The following is a 17386-nucleotide window of genomic DNA, read 5'->3' as shown; positions in this document are numbered from 1 at the left end:
CCTCTCAGTCCGCAGCGGCGACGCCGCCGGCGTCACCGTTCCCCTCGCTCCCGGGCTCATCCTCGAGTCCTGCGATCGCATCCATGAGCCTGCGTTTGGTAGCCGCGTATTTCGGCGCCGGAATCGGGATGACGACGCCGGAGGCAAGCTCGACCTCGGAGCGGCGGATCGAGGTCACGTAATACGCGTTGACCAGATATCCCCGGTGCACCCTGCAGCAATAGTCCGGCAGCATCGTCTCGAGATCGGACAACGTGATGTTGCAGGAGAACGCCTTGTTGAGCGTGACGACCTCGACGCGGTGGTTGCGGCTCTCCGCATACATCACCATGCGCGGGTCGATGTACAGCACCTGGCTGTCGGAATGGACGGGAATGCGCTGCGCATCGGTTTCGGTGACCGACAGATTGCGCGCCACCAGATAGGCGGCGGCACGCATCTGCGGCGAACGCCACTGCGGATCGTCCCCTCGCACCGCCTGACGCGTGGTCATCGGCCGCACGGCCGCCTGCGACGTGGCCGACGCCGCCGACCTGCGCACACGCTCGACCGTTTCGGCCGGCATCCCCTCCCCCGCCCATTCGTAGGTGTAGTGCTGCAGCAGCAGCTTGAGGGAGCCGTCGACCATCCCATATGAGCAGGAGAACATCGTGCGGTACCGACGCCCCTTGTTCTCGCCGTCGCGCATGCGTGTGATGAGCTTGCCGAAGACGACCTCGACGCCGGCATGCGCATCGCCGAGCGTGTGGTATTCCTCGCGCAGGATATCGGCCGTCCCCAGCTGGACGAATTCACGGAAATGATCGCGGATCGCGGCGCCGCCGAAGAGCATCGACTCGCCCGAGCCGATCCACACGCTGCGGTCGCACAGCAGCGACTGCCACACCGTCGTGTCGCCCTTCAAGTGATAGTCATGCATAAGGAGCTTGGTCGCCACCTCGGCGTCTCCGAAACCGAAGACACGATTGGGGACCGTTTCCGTGCGATTCACGCTTCCGGCCTTGCCCATCGCGACCACCCCATCCATACTGGACCGCGGGAAGGGGCGCCGGACGTTGACAATGGCGTCGGCGTCCCCCTCTTTCCTTATCCCAGTGTAGGCGAATATGACGGATTCGGACGGCATTGTCCGGCCGTCGTGTCCCACGGATCCCTCGACGGTCGGCCCCGGGCCGGCGAGTCCCCATATCCATGCGGATGCGTTCCATATGCGCGCAACACTGTCGTATTGCATCGCTACCATCGGGCTCATGGGGCGCGATATCGAGGAGACGGGAAGCACGACCAGCGGCATACGCATGGCGGGCGCATCCCTTTTCGAGCGGGAAACCTATGATCCGCAGGAACTCACCTTCGACCACGCTCGCAAGGTCTTCGCCACAGCCTGCCTCGCATGGGACGAGGGAAATCTCGAGGCCATGGGGATATTCGCGCACGGCTCGGCCACAGGCGTCGGCCTGCTGATATCGGACCAGTGCCCGTATACGATGCGCGCCGCCGTGTTCGACGGCGTCGACAAGACGAAGCCCATCGCCGGCGAGCGGTTCTCCGGTTCCGTGCTGGACCAGCTGACGCAGGCGCTGGCCTTCGTCAATGCGCATAACGACGCCGAGCCCGGCTGGCCCGGGGACGCCGTACGCGAGGGATTGGTCAACGCGGTGCTGCACCGCGACTATGCGCTCCACGGCCCGACCGTGGTCAGCCTGTTCGACGACCGGCTGGAAATCGTCTCGATGGGCGCGCTGCCGGGAGGCATGGGATACGACGACCTGACCAACGGTGCCTGCAACGCACGCAACCCCATCCTCGCCGACCTGTTCGAGGCGCTGGGACTGAGCCGCAACGAGGGCTCGGGACTCTCGCGCGTGATGTCGGCCTATGAGGGGCGCGAGCGCGGAGCCCAGGTGCGGCTGGCAACCTCCTCCTTCGGCCTGATCCTGCCGCGCGGCGCCGAAGACGCCCATCCCCTGCGCGACGCGGGCACAGGTGACCCCGAACGGGGCATCCCGGGCGGCATCGACACCAAACGCTACGCCTTCGTGCCCGGCCGCCGCCCGGTCACCCATGACCCGAGACTATTCCTGGCGGGCATGCGGGTGATTGGCGTCGACCCGCTCGCCGAGGCGATGGGCTGGCCGCTGCAGCTGCCGCTGGCTCCGGCCGAGCGGGTGGATCTGGTGCCCCGGGGCGCCGACGAGACGCTCGAGGAGGCGACGCTGCATCTACTGGCCGCGCACGGCGTGCCGCTGTCGCGCGACTTCATCCAGCAGACCTTCGATCTGACCAAGGGACGTGCCCGCGCATTGCTCAACGGGATGGTCGAAGACGGCAGCATCGTCAGGGTCGGGCGTTCGCGCGCCACCAAATACGCGCTTGCCGGCGCGTGAGCCGAGCCGGGATTATTCGATGATCCAGCTCAGCGTGAGCAACGCCGCGAGGAACAGCACGTTGACGGCCGTGTAGACGGCCAGATAGCGCCCCTTGCGGTCGGGATAGCGGCGGGTGACGTTCTTATAGGACACCAGCGAGGCCATCGAGGCGATCAGCGTGCCCATGCCGCCCAGATTCGTGCCGATGATGAGCTCGCGCCACTGGTCGGTGAAGCCGGAGAGCAGCAGCGTCGAGGGCACGTTGCTGATGACCTGGCTCGAGCCGACGGCGACCTCCAGCGGATGCGCGTCGACCAGCGAGGCGGCCAGTGAATAGAATTCGGGCACGCGCTTCATATTGCCGATGAAGATGAAGAACATGCAGAAGGTCAGCGGCAGACCCCAGTCGACGTGGCGGAACGCGCGGCGGTCGGTGAACAGGAACGCGCCGATGACGATCACGCACATCACCCACAGCGGGATGATGTCGGAGACGGCCAGCAGGCAGACCAGGAACAGCGCCGCATAGATGACCGTGCGCCAGCCGCCGTAGCCGGCGCCGTAGCCGGTGATGCGGATCTCGTCCGGCCTCGGCTTGGAGCGGTCGGGGGCCAGCACCCCGGATTCCAGCCCCGCGCCGTCGAGGGAGCGCAGCTCGTCGACCGGCTGGCTGCCGAAGGCGAAGCCGATCACGATGAGCAGCAGCACGGCGGCAGTGAACGAATAGGGCGCCATGATGCCGATCATCTCCCAGCTCGGCATGCCGGTCAGCGCCTTCAGATAGAGGTTGTGCGCGTTGCCGATCGGGGTGAGCATGCTGCCCACGTTCGCGCCGACGGTCATCAAAGTGCACACGAGGATCGCCCTGTCCTCCATATCAGCCATGGTCAGCACGGCCAGCGCGAAGGGAATGAAGGTGACCAGAGCGACGTCGTTGGTGATGAACATCGCGGAGAAGAAGGTCAGCGCCACCAGCGTGACGACCAGTCCGCGCGCGGTGCCGACCCGGTGCAGCAGGCGCGAGCCGATGATGCGGAACACACCGATGCGCTGCAGACCGCACACGACGAGCATCAGGCAGACCAGCTGCAGAATCGTGCTCGCGTGGATATAGGTCGCGTATTCGCCGTCCGGAGGCACGATGAAACAGGATATGACGGCGAGGATGGTGGCGACGATGAGGATGGTCTCGTTCCTGACCACCTTGACCACGAGCTGACGCATATCCCTCCGCTGCCGTCCTCGACGGAATCAAACACGTTCATATTACGGCCTCACCCGCCCAACTACGTCGCCTCGGCGTGCTGTTTTTCCGACCTTTCGAGCCGTTTCCATGCGCTTATCCCTACGCCCGCAACCCCTCCCCTCCCGACTTTTCCCTCGCGCCGACGTCATGCGGATATGAATTCACCGACGGTTCACCCTCCCGTCGCCCGCCGTCGGCCTTCCCAATACCCGCGGGCCGTATCATTCAGCCGTCATCGATGGATACGTCCGCACCGGCCCGACGCCGGATGCGCGAAGGAGGAGACCATGCGCAGCGCCGCCGGCATAGGGGAACGCATCGACCATGTGTATGCCACGCTCAGACCGGCGGAGCGGGCGGTGGCGCGCTTCGTGCGAGGGCATCTCGACGAGGCGGCTGACCTGACCGTGGGGCAGATGGCCGCCGCCGCGCATGTCAGCGAGCCTACGGTCATCCGATTCGCCCGCAAGCTCGGCTTCGGCGGATACCGCGAGCTGCGCTACGTGCTGCGCCATCCGGGCGCCGAGCGCGACGCCGTCTTCGACCCTCTGGAGGGCTTCGACCTCAACCCATGGGACGACCCAGACGCCATGCCCGACAAGGCGGCCGCCAACGCCGCCGGACTCATCGAGGAACTGCGCCGCGGCATCGACGCGAAGGCCTTCCGCAGGGTGTGCGCGCTGCTGGCGGACGCCCGTCTCATCGACATCCTCGCGGTGGAGAACTCGATGGCGCCGGCCACCGACCTCTACGCCAAGCTCACGTATCTGGGGCTGGCATGCCGGCTCGACACCGACGCCTATCTGCAGCGCATCGGCGCGGGACATCTGAGCGGGCAGGACGTGGCGATCGCGTTGTCGCATTCGGGTTCCTCGGTCGACACGGTGCGTTCGGCGCGCGCGGCGAAGGCGGCGGGCGCGCATGTGCTCGCGGTGACCGCCACCGCCGGCTCGCCGCTGGCGGCCGTGGCCGACGTGACGCTGTTCACCGGAGGCGGACGCCATGAGATCCACGGCAACGCGATCTTCTCGCGCGTGGCCGACGCCGCGCTCGTCGACATGGTCTACATGGGCGTGATTCTGACCGACTACGGACGCTTCTCCACGGCGCTCGACGAATCCGGGCGCATGGTGCGCGACCGCGACCTCGCCAGCTGACGGACTACGTTTCTACATCTCCTCCATGTAGTTTCCGTAGCTGTTCACCTTGACTTCCCGAAGCTTTCCCCATGCCCGGTCCGCCCCGCCCCACGACGGGACGAGGATGGAAACGGGCCGGGGACAGACCCGCCCACGGATGCAAGGAATCGCGGAATATGCTCGAACTGAAGGACATCACCAAGTCGTTCGACGGCACGCCTGTGCTGAACGGCATCAGCCTGGAATTGGAGAGCGGCCGGATCATGTCGATCCTCGGCCCCTCCGGCGGCGGCAAGACCACGCTGCTCAACATCATCCTCGGCATCACCGCTGCGACGAGGGGGAACATCCTCTTCGACGGCGAGGACCTCACGCATGTGCCGATGGAACGACGCGGCTTCAACATCGTGTTCCAGGACTACGCCCTCTTCCCCAATCTCAACGCCTACGAGAACATCACCTATGGCCTGCGCAACCATCCGGGCGTGAGCTCCGAGGCGGAGATCCGCGAGATGATCTCGCTGCTGGGGCTCGAGGAGCACTTGGACAAGCGGATTGACGAACTGTCGGGCGGGCAGAAGCAGCGCGTGGCGCTGGCCCGCACGCTGGTGATGAAGCCGCGCCTGCTGCTGCTCGACGAGCCGCTGGCCGCGCTCGACGGCGTGATCAAGGAGTCGATCAAGGCGAAGATCCGCCAGATCGTCGACCAATACGGCCTGACGACCATCATGGTCACGCACGATCCGGAGGAAGCGTGCACGATGAGCGACCGCGTGCTGATTTTGAACCAAGGGCGGATCGCGCAATATGGCGCGCCGGCCGACATCATCAAGCATCCGGCGAGCGATTTCGTGCGCACCTTCATCCTGCGCCAGCTCGAAACCAAGCGCAACAATATCTACTCGCTGTTCCGCGGAGCCGACGGCATGGGCGACGAACCCCAAGGCAAGGCGGCCTGATATGTCGGTCGAATCCATCCTCGCGCGCAACCAACTGCCGTATATCCGCCCCGAAACCGTCAACTACGAACGCCGCCCGCGCGCGGCCAGGCAGACCGAGCTGTGGGCGCTGCTGACCGTGGTGGCCCTCGCCTTCGCGGCCTTCCTCGTCGTGCCGATGGCTCTGGTCGTCATCCGCTCCTTCTCCACCGGCGACGGCACCGCCGCGACGCTGTCCAATTACGCGGCGGTGCTGCAGCGCCCGGAATTCGCGACCTCGGTGTTCAACTCGCTGAAGGTCTCGGCCGCCTCCGCGCTGGTCGCCGTGCTGCTGGCCTTCCTGCTGGCGTATACGGTGAATTGCACGAATGCGCCCTCCGGGCTTCGCAAGGTCATCCGTCTGCTCACGCAGGTGCCGATGCTGCTGCCGACCATCACCTACGGCTTCGCCATCATCTATTCCTTCGGCCGGCAGGGTCTCATCACGCGGCTGCTGGGCGGCCATCAGCCCTTCGATATCTACGGGTTCAACGGCCTGCTCATCGGCTATGTGGTCTACACGCTGCCGACCTGCTTCCTGCTCATCGACAACAGCTTCCGCTTCGTCGACAGGAAATTCATCATCGTCTCGCATGTGATGGGAGACTCCCCCGCGCGCACCTTCCTGACCTGCTGCGTGCGCCCGCTCATCGGCACGATGGCCGTCGCCTTCATCCAGTCGTTCTTCCTCGCCTTCACCGATTACGGCATCCCGACCTCGGTGGGCGGGCAGTACGACGTGCTGGCGATGACGCTGTTCAACCAGATGCTCGGTTCGATCCCGAATTTCAACCGCGGCGCCGTCATCGCCGTGTTCATGCTCGTTCCCTCGATCATCTCGATCATCCTGATGACGGTGCTGGAACGCTTCTCGATCCGATACGCCAAGGTCTCGCAGGTCGAGCTGCCGGCCGGGCGCCGGCGCGACGCGCTGTGCTCCGTTGCCTCGGTCGTCGTGCTGGCGTGCGTGCTGAGCCTGTTCGCGGTGATCGTTCTGATTCCCTTCGTCGGCTCCTGGCCATTCGACGTCACGCCCACCTTCGCGCATATCGCGGCGCTGTTCACCGACGCCGAACTCGTCTCGGTGTTCGCGAACTCGCTGTATGTGGCCGTGATGACCGCCATCGTGGGATGCCTGTTCGCCTATGCGGCCGGACTGGTCACCTCGCGTTCCAAGCTGCCGGCATGGGCCAAGCGGTTGGTGGACGCGGTGTCGGCGGTGATCAACACCGTGCCCGGCATGGTGCTCGGCATCGCCTTTCTCTTCGCCTTCTCCGGTTCGAGCCTGCAGAACACGTTCTGGATCCTCATCGCCGCGAATGTCGTGCATTATTTCGCCACGCCCTATCAGATGATCAAGGATTCACTCACGAAGATGAACGGCTCGTGGGAGACCACGGCGCGGCTCATGGGCGACAGCTGGCTCAAGACCATCGTGCGCGTGGTCACGCCCAACGCGCTGCCGACGATTCTGCAGGTGTTCGGATATTACTTCGTCAACGCGATGGTGACGATCTCGGCGGTGGTGTTCCTGACCGGCGCCCGCACGCAGGTCATCACCACGAAGATCTCCGCCCTGCAGCATGTGGCGAAATTCGACGAGATCTTCGCGCTCTCGCTGCTGATCCTCGTGACGAACCTCGCGGTCAAGGGCCTGGTCGCCTGGCTGACGCGCGAGCGGCGTGCGGTGCCGGCGGCGGCTAGGGCGACGGCCGCGACGCCCGCTTGGCTGCGTGCGCTGGGCGGCGCGATGCGAGATGCTTTCGGCGGAGTGCCGGCCGCCACGGTGCCTTCCGGCGCGCAGGTCGCGGTGGCCCGCGTCGCAGTGCGCGAGGATGACCGGAGCCTAGCCATCGAGCAGGCGGCCTCCACCGGTTCGGCCGATTACCCGCTGCCGACCCACGGCAACCGCCGCCTGCGCAACCGCTTCACGGCGGGCCTTTCGGCGGTGCTGGCCGTGCTGTTGGTGGCCTTCGGCTTCGGCGCCACCACATCGACCGCCTCGGCCGACGGACAGGTGGTGATCTACACGAATGCCGATGACGAGGCCGTGGCGGCCTTCCAGCACGCGCTGGACGACAGCGGATTCGCGCATCAATACATCATCCAATCCTTCGGCACTTCGGAGCTCGGCGGCAAGATGCTCGCCGAAGACCGGGCGCTCGAGGCGGATGTGCTCACGATGAGCTCGTATTACATCGATTCGGCACAGCAGCGCAACCATATGTTCGCCGACCTCACCGAGGTGCAGTCCCGGCTGCTCGGCGACTCGCAGAACACGAAGGCCCCTGCCTGGCGGCGGCCGACCACGGCCCAGGAGGGCGCGATCATGGTCAACACCACCGCGCTCAAGGCCGCGGGCGCGCCCCGGCCGACCAGTCTCAAGGATCTGGCCAAGCCGGAATACGCCGGATTGATCTCCGTGCCCGATATGGAGGGCTCGTCGACCGGCTGGCTGATGGTGCAGGCCGTGATCGGCGCCTATGGCGCCGGCCGCGAGGCGCGCGACGTGCTCACCGGCATCTACCGCAACGCCGGTCCGCATCTCGAGCAGTCCGGCTCCGGGCCCTTGAAATCCGTGCGGTCCGGCGAGGTGGCGATCGGCTTCGGCCTGCGCCACCAGGCCATGGCCGACAAGGCCGACGGGTTGCCGATCGACGTGATCGACCCGACCGAAGGCAATTATTCGCTGACCGAATCGGTGGCCGTGCTTGACAAGGGTCGGGACACCAATCCCAAGGCGCAGCGCATGGCCGCCGCCATCATCGACCAAGGTCGCAAGGAACTGCTCGAGACCTACCCGACCCCTCTCTACCGCGGCGAACACGCCAGGGCCAACGGCGCGGCGTATCCGAAAACCTTCGCCAAGCCCCTCACCGTCGATCTCCTCCAACACCACCAGGACTTCTCCGAGCAATGCAAACGCAGCGCGCGGTAATCCATCTTCCAAACCCAACCCAGAAAGGAACCACAATGTCCACCGAATACAAGCTCCTCACCCCCGGACCGCTGACCACCACGCGCACGGTCAAGGAGCAGATGCTCTTCGACCACTGCACCTGGGACGACGATTACAAAGCCATCACGCAGGACATCCGCAAGCAGCTCGTCGAGCTCGCCCAGTGCTCGCCCGAAACCTACACGGCGGTGCTGATGCAGGGCTCCGGCACCTTCGGCGTCGAAAGCGTGATCACCTCCGTGGTCGGCGAAGGCGAGAAGGTGCTGCTGTGCACGAACGGCGCCTACGGCGACCGTCAGGTGAAGATCTGCGAGCATGCCGGCGTGGCCTACCGCCAGTATGCCGAGCCCTACAACCGCATTCCCGACGCGGCGAAGGTCGAGGCGATCCTCGAGGAGGACCCGACGATCACACATGTCTCGATGATCCATTCGGAGACCACCTCCGGTCTGCTGAACGACATCAAGGCCGTGGCGAAGGTCGTCAAGGCCCACGGCAAGACCTTCATAGTCGACGCGATGAGCTCCTTCGGCGGCGTGGACATCCCCGTCGAGGCGTGGGGCATCGATTTCCTCGTCTCCTCGGCCAACAAGTGCATCCAGGGCGTACCGGGCTTCAGCTTCATCATCGCAAACAAGGCGGCGCTCGAAGCGTCCAAGGGCAAGGCGCGCAGCCTCTCGCTCGATCTCTACGACCAGTGGCGCGGCCTCGAGGACGGCGACGGCAAATGGCGCTACACCTCCCCCACCCATGTGGTGCTCGCCTTCCATCAGGCGCTCTCGGAGATGAAAGCCGAGGGCGGGCTCAAGGCCCGCGCCGGACGCTACGCGCTCAATAACCAACTGCTGATCGCACGCATGAAGGCGCTGGGATTCTCGACCTATCTGGCCGACCATCAGGGACCGATCATCACGACCTTCCTCTATCCGGAAGGCGTGTCCTTCGATTTCGCCGACATGTATGCCTTCATCAAGGCGCGCGGATATGCGATCTACCCGGGCAAGCTCACCGACGAGGAGACCTTCCGCCTCGGCAACATCGGCGAGATCTATGTCGCCGACATCGAGCGCGTCACCGAGCTCTTCGCCGAATACATGGCCGAGCGCGGACTGCTCGAAGCCTCCTGCGGCAGCGCAGACTTCGCCGCAGCCGTCGCGGCCATGGACAAGGCCGGCGCCGCGGTCCTGGCCCAGGCCCCGGCGGGCGTGAAGCTGGCGGACTGAGCCGCGCTTACCATTGCAAGGAAAGGACTGACAATGACCAACCGTTTCGATGCCGTGATCTTCGACTGGGCCGGCACCACAGTCGACTATGGCTGCTTCGCCCCCGTGCAGGCCTTCGTGGAGGCCTTCCGCGAGTTCGGGGTCGAGCCGACCATGGATGAGACCCGCAAGCCGATGGGCATGCTCAAGCATGACCACATCAACACAATGCTGCATATGAATCGCATCGCCCGCGCTTGGGAGGATGCGCATGGCGCCGCTCCCACCGATGCGGATGTGGACGCGGTGTATGCGCATTTCGAGCCGAAGCTGCTGTCCATCCTCGATGGGTTCGCCGCGCCGAAGCCGGGCGTGGTCGAGGCCGTGGCTGCGCTGCGCGAGATAGGCCTCAAAATCGGCTCCACCACCGGATACACGGACGCGATGATGGAGATCGTCGTGCCGCGCGCCGCCGAACAGGGCTACGCGCCGGACTTCTGGATCAGTCCCGACGGCGTGGATGGCCACGGGCGGCCGTATCCCTATATGATCTTCGAGAACATGAGGGCGCTGGGGCTGGCCGACGTGCGCCGTGTGGCCAAGGTCGGGGACACCATCTCCGACATCAAGGAAGGCAAGAACGCCGGATGCTTCACCATCGGCGTGACGGAGGGCAGCTCGCAGATGGGCATGTCCGAAGCCGAGTTCGAGGCGCTTGCCCCCGAGGCGCGGCAGGCGGCGCGTGACGCGGCCCGCGCGGCCTTCGTCGAGGCCGGCGCCGATGCGATCATCGACCGCATGGCCCAGCTACCGGCGTTGCTCGCCCAGCTCGCCTAGGCCATTTGAGTGGTTTTGGCCGGCTACCACACAACTAGCCGTATGCCGTCCAAGCCCACATGACCAAGCCCACATGAGGTCATGAAAAACCATCTTGTTGCAACAGTTGGCGGATTATGCCAACAGTTGGCGGGTCATTGGCGTATCGGCCATTGAAAAAACAATGTTTCAGCACCCGATATGGCGCAGAGACCGCCAACTGTTGGCATAATCCGCCAACTGTTACGCCGGACATGTCCCGGCGCGCAACACATTAATCACCGGCGTCTGAAAAACAGCGCACCGGCGTTGCCAACGGCGAAGGCGGCGGCATAGAAGACGGGGAACATCCAAGCGCTTGAGTTCATCATGGTCATGATCACCGGAATGAACAGCACCGCGGCCAGCACGACCAACGCGATGCTGAAAACACCTCGCCGGACGCCGTGCACCGCGCCGATGATCAGCGCGACCACGGGCAGACCGAAGTAGAAGCAGTAGAGCACCATCATGAACGCCGCGTCGGGATTCACCCTGACGATGAAGCCGAACAGCGCCGCCATCACATAATCCGCCAATGCCAGCGCGAAGACATACGGCAGCACGGCCTTGTTCCATGGTTCGAACATCTGCTTGTTCATGCCACCAGCTTAACCGACGCGGAGCGTGCGCGGTTCCGCGGCACATCCGCACTGGACACGTGCTCCTAGCCGATGTTGTTGTAGACGTGGGCGGCAAGGTCTTTGCGGGCGGTTTCCATGCCGGTGATCTGGCCCAGCAAATCAAGCTTCTCCTTGCCGTCGGGAAGCATGGCCATTCTGCGCTTGGCGGCACCGATTTTGCGCATATAGCCCATGTCGAGCAGCTTGACGAGCAATTCGGTGGCGTATTGCCGCTCGGCATCGGTGGCGGGGCGCAGCGCCGCGGCACCCGTGCCAGCACCCGCACTGACGCCAGCGCCCGAAGCGGCCGCATCGCCCGCGGACGTCGCGGCCGGCAACGGCAGCGGCATCACGGCCAGCTCGTTGATCGTCGACTCGAGCATCGGACCGCCGGCCTTGGTCAGATTATGCATCCACAGGCCTTGGGGCGTGTCGTCGGCGGGCAGTCCCCCGGCGGCCGCGACGGCTTGGAACAGCGTGCGGAACACCGGGGTCATGAAATTGGACAACGTCAGCTGGTTGAACCAGTCGCGGTTCACGGCGCGCGGGATCTGGATCAGCGTGGCCATGAATTGCTGTTCGGCGATGAACACAGCGTCGTCGATCTGATGATAGGTCTGCTCGGCGGCGTCGCGACGCTCCAATGCCTTGCGGGAGGCGGGATCGGCATAGGGATTGCGCCCCGGTTCGACGCGCGGGGCCTCGGGAGCCTGAAAGCGGCGGCGCGGGGCGTAGGCATCATCCTCGCGCACGTTGAGCCGGCGGCGCGCGGCGGAGACCTCGCGGCGCATGATGTCGAGGTCCACGCCGATGCGGCGCGTGGCCTTGCGCGTGTAGATGTCAAGCAACGAACGGTCACGGATCTGCGCGATCAGCGGCGCGGAGGCCTTGACCGCCCCCATCTGCCCGGTGGTCAGCGTGGTGTCGAAGCGGTTGATCGCCGTGTCGATCACGAAGTCATAGAGCGGCTTGGCGTGCTCGACCAGCGAGGTCACGGCCGCGTCGCCGCGTTCGATCCTCAGATCACACGGGTCGAGGTTGTCGTCGGCCACGGCCACGAAGGTCTGGCTCAGGAACGCCGAATCGAGGCCGAAGGCGTGTAGCGCGGCCTTCTGCCCGGCGGCGTCGCCGTCGAAGGTGAACACGATGCGCGAGCTCAGCGGTTGTCCCTCGACCTTGAGCGGGCCGACCAGCTGCACCGCGCCCAGCGAATCGTCGGCGATGAGCCGACGCACGATCTTGGCATGCTCCGCGCCGAAGGCCGTGCCGCAGGTGGCGATGGCCGTGTCCACGCCCGCCAAATGCATGGCCATCACATCGGTGTACCCCTCGACGATCACGCACTGGCGTTTCTTGACGATCGCGGCCTTCGCCAGATCGATGCCGTAGAGCACCTGCGTCTTGCGATAGAGCTGCGTGTCGGGGGTGTTGATGTATTTCGCGGCGATCTGGTCGTCGTCATAGAGTTTGCGCGCGCCGAAACCGAGCGTGCGGCCGGTCGAGTCTCGGATCGGCCAGGTCACGCGCCCGCGGAAATAGTCGTATACGCCGCGCTGTCCCTGCCGCGCGAGCCCCGCGTCGAGCATCTCCTGCTGCGTGAAGCCTTTGTTCGCCAGATGGCGCACCAGATTGTCCCAGCCCTGCGGCGCGTATCCGCAGCCGAAGCGTTCGCAATCCGCCTGGGTGAAGGTGCGGCCGCCGAGCAGCTTGCGCGCGGCGAGCGCCTCCTTGGTCATGATCTGGGAGACGAAATATCGCTGCGCCTCCTCGTTCGCCTCAAGCAAACGCGCGCGGCGGGAGCCGGCGTGCTCCGGGCGGGCGTTGCCCGCGTTCTCGTAATGCAGCTCGATATGGTATCTGTCGGCGAGCAGCTCCACGGCCTCGCGGAAGTCGATGTTCTCGGCTTGCTCGACGAATTTGAACACGTCGCCGCCCAGGCCGCAGCCGAAGCAATGCCACACGCCGAGCGCCGGGCGCACGTTGAAGCTGCCGGTTTTCTCGTCATGGAAGGGGCAGAGGCCGACGAAGGTGCCGGTGCCGGAGGGTTTCAGCGTCACGGAAGCGGAGACGATGTCATACAGGTCCGCGGCGGCGCGCACCTTCTCGATGTCTTCCTTCGTGATCATTCCGGCCATAGGGACTTAGCTTACTCCACGGCGTTCGGCGCGGGACCGTCAGCACAGAATCGTTAGCACAGAATCGAGTGGAGGGCGAGCGCCGAGCCGTCGGTCAGCGAGGCGACCTGGTCGATGGCGACGCGCAGGCGTTCGTCATCGTTCGTCGCCTCGTTCCAATCGGCGAGGAACTGGCTTTCCAGCACGTCGGAGGCCCGCGGCGCCTCGGCCATCAGCACGTCGATCAGGTCCTCGACGATCCTGAGCTCCTCCTGATGGAAGGGCTCGCGTTCGCGCGGCGCCATGACGAAGTGCACGGCGATGCCCTTCAGCGCCACGATCTCGTAGTTCGTCTTCTCGGGGATGACGACATTGGCTGAATACCGGGTCAACGGGCCGGTGCCGTAGGCCGTGCGCGTGGCGCGTTCCACGGAGACGGCGAAACGCCCGATCAGCGTCGAGGTGATGTTCTTGAGCTGTGCCAAGGCTTGCCTGGAGCCATTGAAATGGCCGGGAAACAGCCGTTCACGTTGCAGGCGTTCAAGCGCGGCGACCAAGCGGTCGGCATCCCATTTGAGGCCATACCATGCGCGCGTCTGCTCGACGATCTGGTCGACGATGCGCGTGTCCGTCAATGCGATCGGATTGAAGGCACCGGTGGCGATGGCGTCCTCGACATCGTGGACCGAATAGGCGATGTCATCGGAGAGGTCCATGACCTGGCATTCCATCGGCTTGGTTTCGGCGGGAGCGCCCTGCTTGAGCCAACGGAAGACGGGTTCGTCGTCCGGATAGACGCAGAATTTCGCGCTGCGCTCCCCCTTGGGATGCTTGGCGGCCTCGGCGAGGGTCCAGGGGTATTTGACCGCGGCGTCAAGGGAGGCGCGCGTCAGGTTGACGCCGGCGGAACGGCCGTCCTCGTGGAATACCTTGGGTTCGAGCCGGGTAAGGATACGCAGGGTCTGCGCGTTGCCTTCGAATCCGCCGATGCCGGAGGCGATGGTCGCCAAGGCCTTCTCCCCGTTGTGGCCGAAGGGCGGGTGGCCGAGGTCATGGGCGAGGCAGGCGCAGTCGACGACGTCGGGGTCGCAGCCGAGCATCGCGCCGATCTGACGGCCGATCTGGGCGACCTCAAGGGTGTGGGTCAGGCGGGTGCGCGCGAAGTCGTCGGTGCCGGCGACCAGCACCTGGCTTTTCGCGCCAAGCCGGCGCAGGGCCGAGGAGTGGATGAGCCGCGCGCGGTCACGTTCGAAGGCCGTGCGCGACTTGGATTTGGGAGGTTCGGCGGCCCAGCGTTCCTCGTCGCGTGGTTCGTATCCGGCGTTCGTCGGGATGCGCTCGTATTCGCCCATCGTCTTCCTCCCATCGACGATCCCACGTATCCCATGGTATCCATCGGGGCGCGGGCATGCTGTCGGCGAACCGGTTCAGCACGTCATAGGAGCGTTGCCTCAGCAGCGCAACCGACCGACGCCGCCAACGGCCGACGTTGGCTGGTCACAGGATGCTCGCCGGGTCGAGCCGCCTGAGGTCGTCGGCCCCCAGCACCTCGGGCGCATGCATATAGAGGCGCGGGATGCGGTTGCGCAGGCAGGTGAAGATCTCGTAGCTGATGGTGTCGGCGGCGCGCGCCCAGTCGTCGGCGGTGGGTTCGGCGAAGTCCTCGCCGCGCCCCGGGCCGAACAGCTCGACCGTGTCTCCCTCGTGCACGCCCAGTTCGGCGGCCGAGCCATGCAGGTCGAGGATGAACTGGTCCATGCACACGCGGCCCGACACATGGAACAGGCGCGGGCCTTCCGTGGTCATCACACGCACGGGGCCGCCGGGCTTCTCGACATGCTTGGCACCCTCCATATCGAAGCCGGAGGCGGAGCGGTGGATGCCATCGGCATAGCCGAGCGGCACGATGGCCGTGGACGTGGAGTCGGGGGTCAGATAGGTGCGTCCGTAGGAGATGCCGTGACCGGCCTCGACGTCCTTGACCGTGCCCAGCTGGGCCTGCAGCGTCATGGCCGGGGTGAGCTTGTAGTCGCCGGGCACGCCCATGGCCGGGTCGGGCTCGTAGCCGTAGAGGCCCACGCCGGGGCGGGTGAGTTCGAAATGGATCTCCGGGCGGTCGAGCGTGGCCGCGGTGTTCGCCAGATGGCGAATCTTCGGCGGGATGCCGGCGGCCTCCATGCGGCGGGTGAACTCATGGAAGGACGCGACCTGCCGGTCGGTGGAGGCGACGAATTCCGGCACGTCGGGGCTGTCGGCCACGGCGAGGTGACTCCACTGACCGATGACCTCGATGACTCCTTCCTTGGCCAGCTGCGTCAGTTTGGCGAGCGCCGCGTCGAAGACGGCCGGGGTGAAGCCATTGCGGCCGAATCCGGTGTCCACCTTGACATGCACGCGGGCGGGTTTGCCGGCCTTTCGCGCGGCGGCCGCAAGCGCGTCGATGCCGTCGAGTGAGCCGACCGACACATCGATGTCGGCTTCGATCAGTTCATCGAAGGGCACGGCCGTGCCGTTGTAGACCCAGGTGAGGATGCGCGCGCGGTCCGGGCCGATGCCGAGCTGGCGCAGCAGCAGCGCCTCATGCGATTGCGCGGTGCCAAGCCAGGTGGCGCCACCGGCGAGCGCGGCGAGGGCCGCGGGCAGCAGGCCATGTCCGTAGGCATCGGCCTTGACCACGCCCATCACCGCGGTGCCGGAGCCGACGCGAGCAACCAGTTGACGCATATTGTCGCGAAGCGCCCTGAGATCGACGATCGCCTGCGCCGGATATCGGCGGCAGGCCGCTTCGTAGTTGGCTTTGCCTTGGGGTGAGGAGAATTCGATTGCAGGTGCTGCGTTCAACGTCATGGCCCCCATTGTAGGAAGGGCATGGTCACAACGAAGAAAATAGGACCGGAAATGGCTGAAAATGGCCATTTTCGGTCCTATATCCGATGATTATGCGCTTTAGTGCGTGGCGATCTTATCGGTTTCGGTGACATGCCCGCCGAACTGGGCGCGCATGGCCGTCACGACGCGCAGCACGTCGTCCGAGCCGCCGCGCGAGGTCTGGCGCGTGTACAGGGCCGCCGCGGTGGCGGGGGTCGGCACGCCGAGCTCGAGCGCGGCCTCGACCATCCAGCGGGCCTCGCCGGATTCGTTGGCCACGGCCGGCACGCCCTTGAGCTCGGGGTCGTCGGCCGTGGCGTTCTCGAAGAGGTCGAGCAGCCAGGAGGCCACGACCGAGCCGCTTCTCCACGAGACCATCGTCGCCGCCGGGTTGTCGATGAGCTCGGAGCGCATCATCGTGGCGAAGCCCTCGCCGAAGGCCTGCATCATGCCGTATTCGATGCCATTGTGAACCATCTTGGCGAAGTGCCCGCCGCCGACGGGGCCGGCCAGCACCAGGCCGTAGTCCCCTTCGGGCTTAAGCGTCTCGAGCAGGGGAAGGATCCGCTCATAGACGGCCTTGTCGCCGCCGAGCATCAGCGCATAGCCGCGCTCGGCGCCCCACACGCCGCCGGAGACGCCGCAGTCGAGGAAGTCGATGCCATGTTCGGCAAGTTCGGCCGCGTGGCGCGGGTCGTCGGTGTAGCGCGAGTTGCCGCCGTCGACCACGATGTCGCCGGGCTCGAGCAGGTCGCCCAACGCCGTGACGGTCTAGTCGGTGGGCGCGCCGGAGGGCACCATCACCCATACGACGCGTGGCGCGGGAAGCGCGGCGACCAACGCCTCGAGCGAGTCGACGTCACGGCCGGATTCGGGGCTCATGTCGTAGCCGACGACGGCATGCCCGCCGTCGCGCAGACGCTTGACCATATTGCCGCCCATGCGGCCCAGTCCAATCATTCCGATGTGCATAGTGATCTCCTTTAATCAATGTGATTCGTTACGTATCTGATGTGAATGTGTCTGGAAAGTAG

Annotated in this window: 12 protein-coding genes and 1 pseudogene; 6 read left to right on the top strand and 7 right to left on the bottom strand. The window is 65.5% G+C overall.

Translation table 11 applies throughout. The annotated features are described in order from the left end of the window. Positions 1–4 precede the first annotated feature (4 nt). On the bottom strand, positions 5–991 hold the full coding sequence (locus AC1AUD_RS09405; protein WP_476574087.1) for a LytR/AlgR family response regulator transcription factor: 987 nt from the start codon (positions 989–991) through the stop codon (positions 5–7). Between the two features lie 259 nt (positions 992–1250). On the opposite strand from AC1AUD_RS09405, the gene AC1AUD_RS09400 reads away from it, so the two are divergent. Next, positions 1251–2387, top strand: coding sequence for an ATP-binding protein (locus tag AC1AUD_RS09400; RefSeq protein WP_476574086.1), 1137 nt, complete (start codon positions 1251–1253; stop codon positions 2385–2387). Between the two features lie 12 nt (positions 2388–2399). Here the strand turns inward: AC1AUD_RS09400 and AC1AUD_RS09395 are convergent, their stop codons facing one another. Then, positions 2400–3593: an anion transporter gene (locus AC1AUD_RS09395; RefSeq protein ID WP_476574085.1), complete on the bottom strand. Its 1194-nt coding sequence runs from the start codon at positions 3591–3593 to the stop codon at positions 2400–2402. 309 nt (positions 3594–3902) lie between these two features. Between AC1AUD_RS09395 and AC1AUD_RS09390 the strand changes: the two genes are divergently transcribed. From AC1AUD_RS09390 to phnX, 5 genes are all read left to right on the top strand, one after another. Then, complete coding sequence (locus AC1AUD_RS09390; RefSeq protein WP_476574084.1) at positions 3903–4772, top strand: MurR/RpiR family transcriptional regulator; 870 nt, start codon at positions 3903–3905, stop codon at positions 4770–4772. A 158-nt stretch (positions 4773–4930) separates the two neighbouring features. Next, a complete protein-coding gene (locus AC1AUD_RS09385) occupies positions 4931–5713 on the top strand; it encodes an ABC transporter ATP-binding protein (RefSeq protein ID WP_476574083.1) in 783 nt (260 codons plus the stop codon). 1 nt (position 5714) lies between these two features. After that, positions 5715–8669 (top strand): ABC transporter permease subunit, encoded by a 2955-nt coding sequence (locus tag AC1AUD_RS09380; RefSeq protein WP_476574082.1) that lies wholly within the window; start codon positions 5715–5717, stop codon positions 8667–8669. A 35-nt stretch (positions 8670–8704) separates the two neighbouring features. Further along, positions 8705–9913, top strand: a complete 1209-nt coding sequence (gene phnW, locus AC1AUD_RS09375) for a 2-aminoethylphosphonate--pyruvate transaminase (protein ID WP_476574081.1) — start codon at positions 8705–8707, stop codon at positions 9911–9913. Positions 9914–9946: 33 nt separating this feature from the next. After that, complete coding sequence (gene phnX, locus AC1AUD_RS09370) at positions 9947–10729, top strand: phosphonoacetaldehyde hydrolase (RefSeq protein ID WP_476574080.1); 783 nt, start codon at positions 9947–9949, stop codon at positions 10727–10729. Positions 10730–10986: 257 nt separating this feature from the next. Here the strand turns inward: phnX and AC1AUD_RS09365 are convergent, their stop codons facing one another. The 5 genes and pseudogenes from AC1AUD_RS09365 to gnd form a co-directional block, all read right to left on the bottom strand. Next, positions 10987–11349: a hypothetical protein gene (locus AC1AUD_RS09365; protein WP_476574079.1), complete on the bottom strand. Its 363-nt coding sequence runs from the start codon at positions 11347–11349 to the stop codon at positions 10987–10989. A gap of 65 nt (positions 11350–11414) precedes the next feature. Next, positions 11415–13505, bottom strand: coding sequence for a DNA primase (dnaG, locus tag AC1AUD_RS09360; protein ID WP_476574078.1), 2091 nt, complete (start codon positions 13503–13505; stop codon positions 11415–11417). A 53-nt stretch (positions 13506–13558) separates the two neighbouring features. After that, positions 13559–14836, bottom strand: coding sequence for a deoxyguanosinetriphosphate triphosphohydrolase (locus AC1AUD_RS09355; RefSeq protein ID WP_476574077.1), 1278 nt, complete (start codon positions 14834–14836; stop codon positions 13559–13561). A 145-nt stretch (positions 14837–14981) separates the two neighbouring features. Next, positions 14982–16331, bottom strand: coding sequence for an alanine racemase (gene alr, locus AC1AUD_RS09350; RefSeq protein WP_476574076.1), 1350 nt, complete (start codon positions 16329–16331; stop codon positions 14982–14984). A 99-nt stretch (positions 16332–16430) separates the two neighbouring features. Continuing rightward, positions 16431–17324: pseudogene (gnd, locus tag AC1AUD_RS09345) on the bottom strand (phosphogluconate dehydrogenase (NAD(+)-dependent, decarboxylating)). Between the last annotated feature and the right edge of the window lie 62 nt (positions 17325–17386).

The organism is Bifidobacterium sp. LH_730, assembly GCF_056355835.1.
This window is presented reverse-complemented; position numbering and strand designations above follow the sequence as displayed.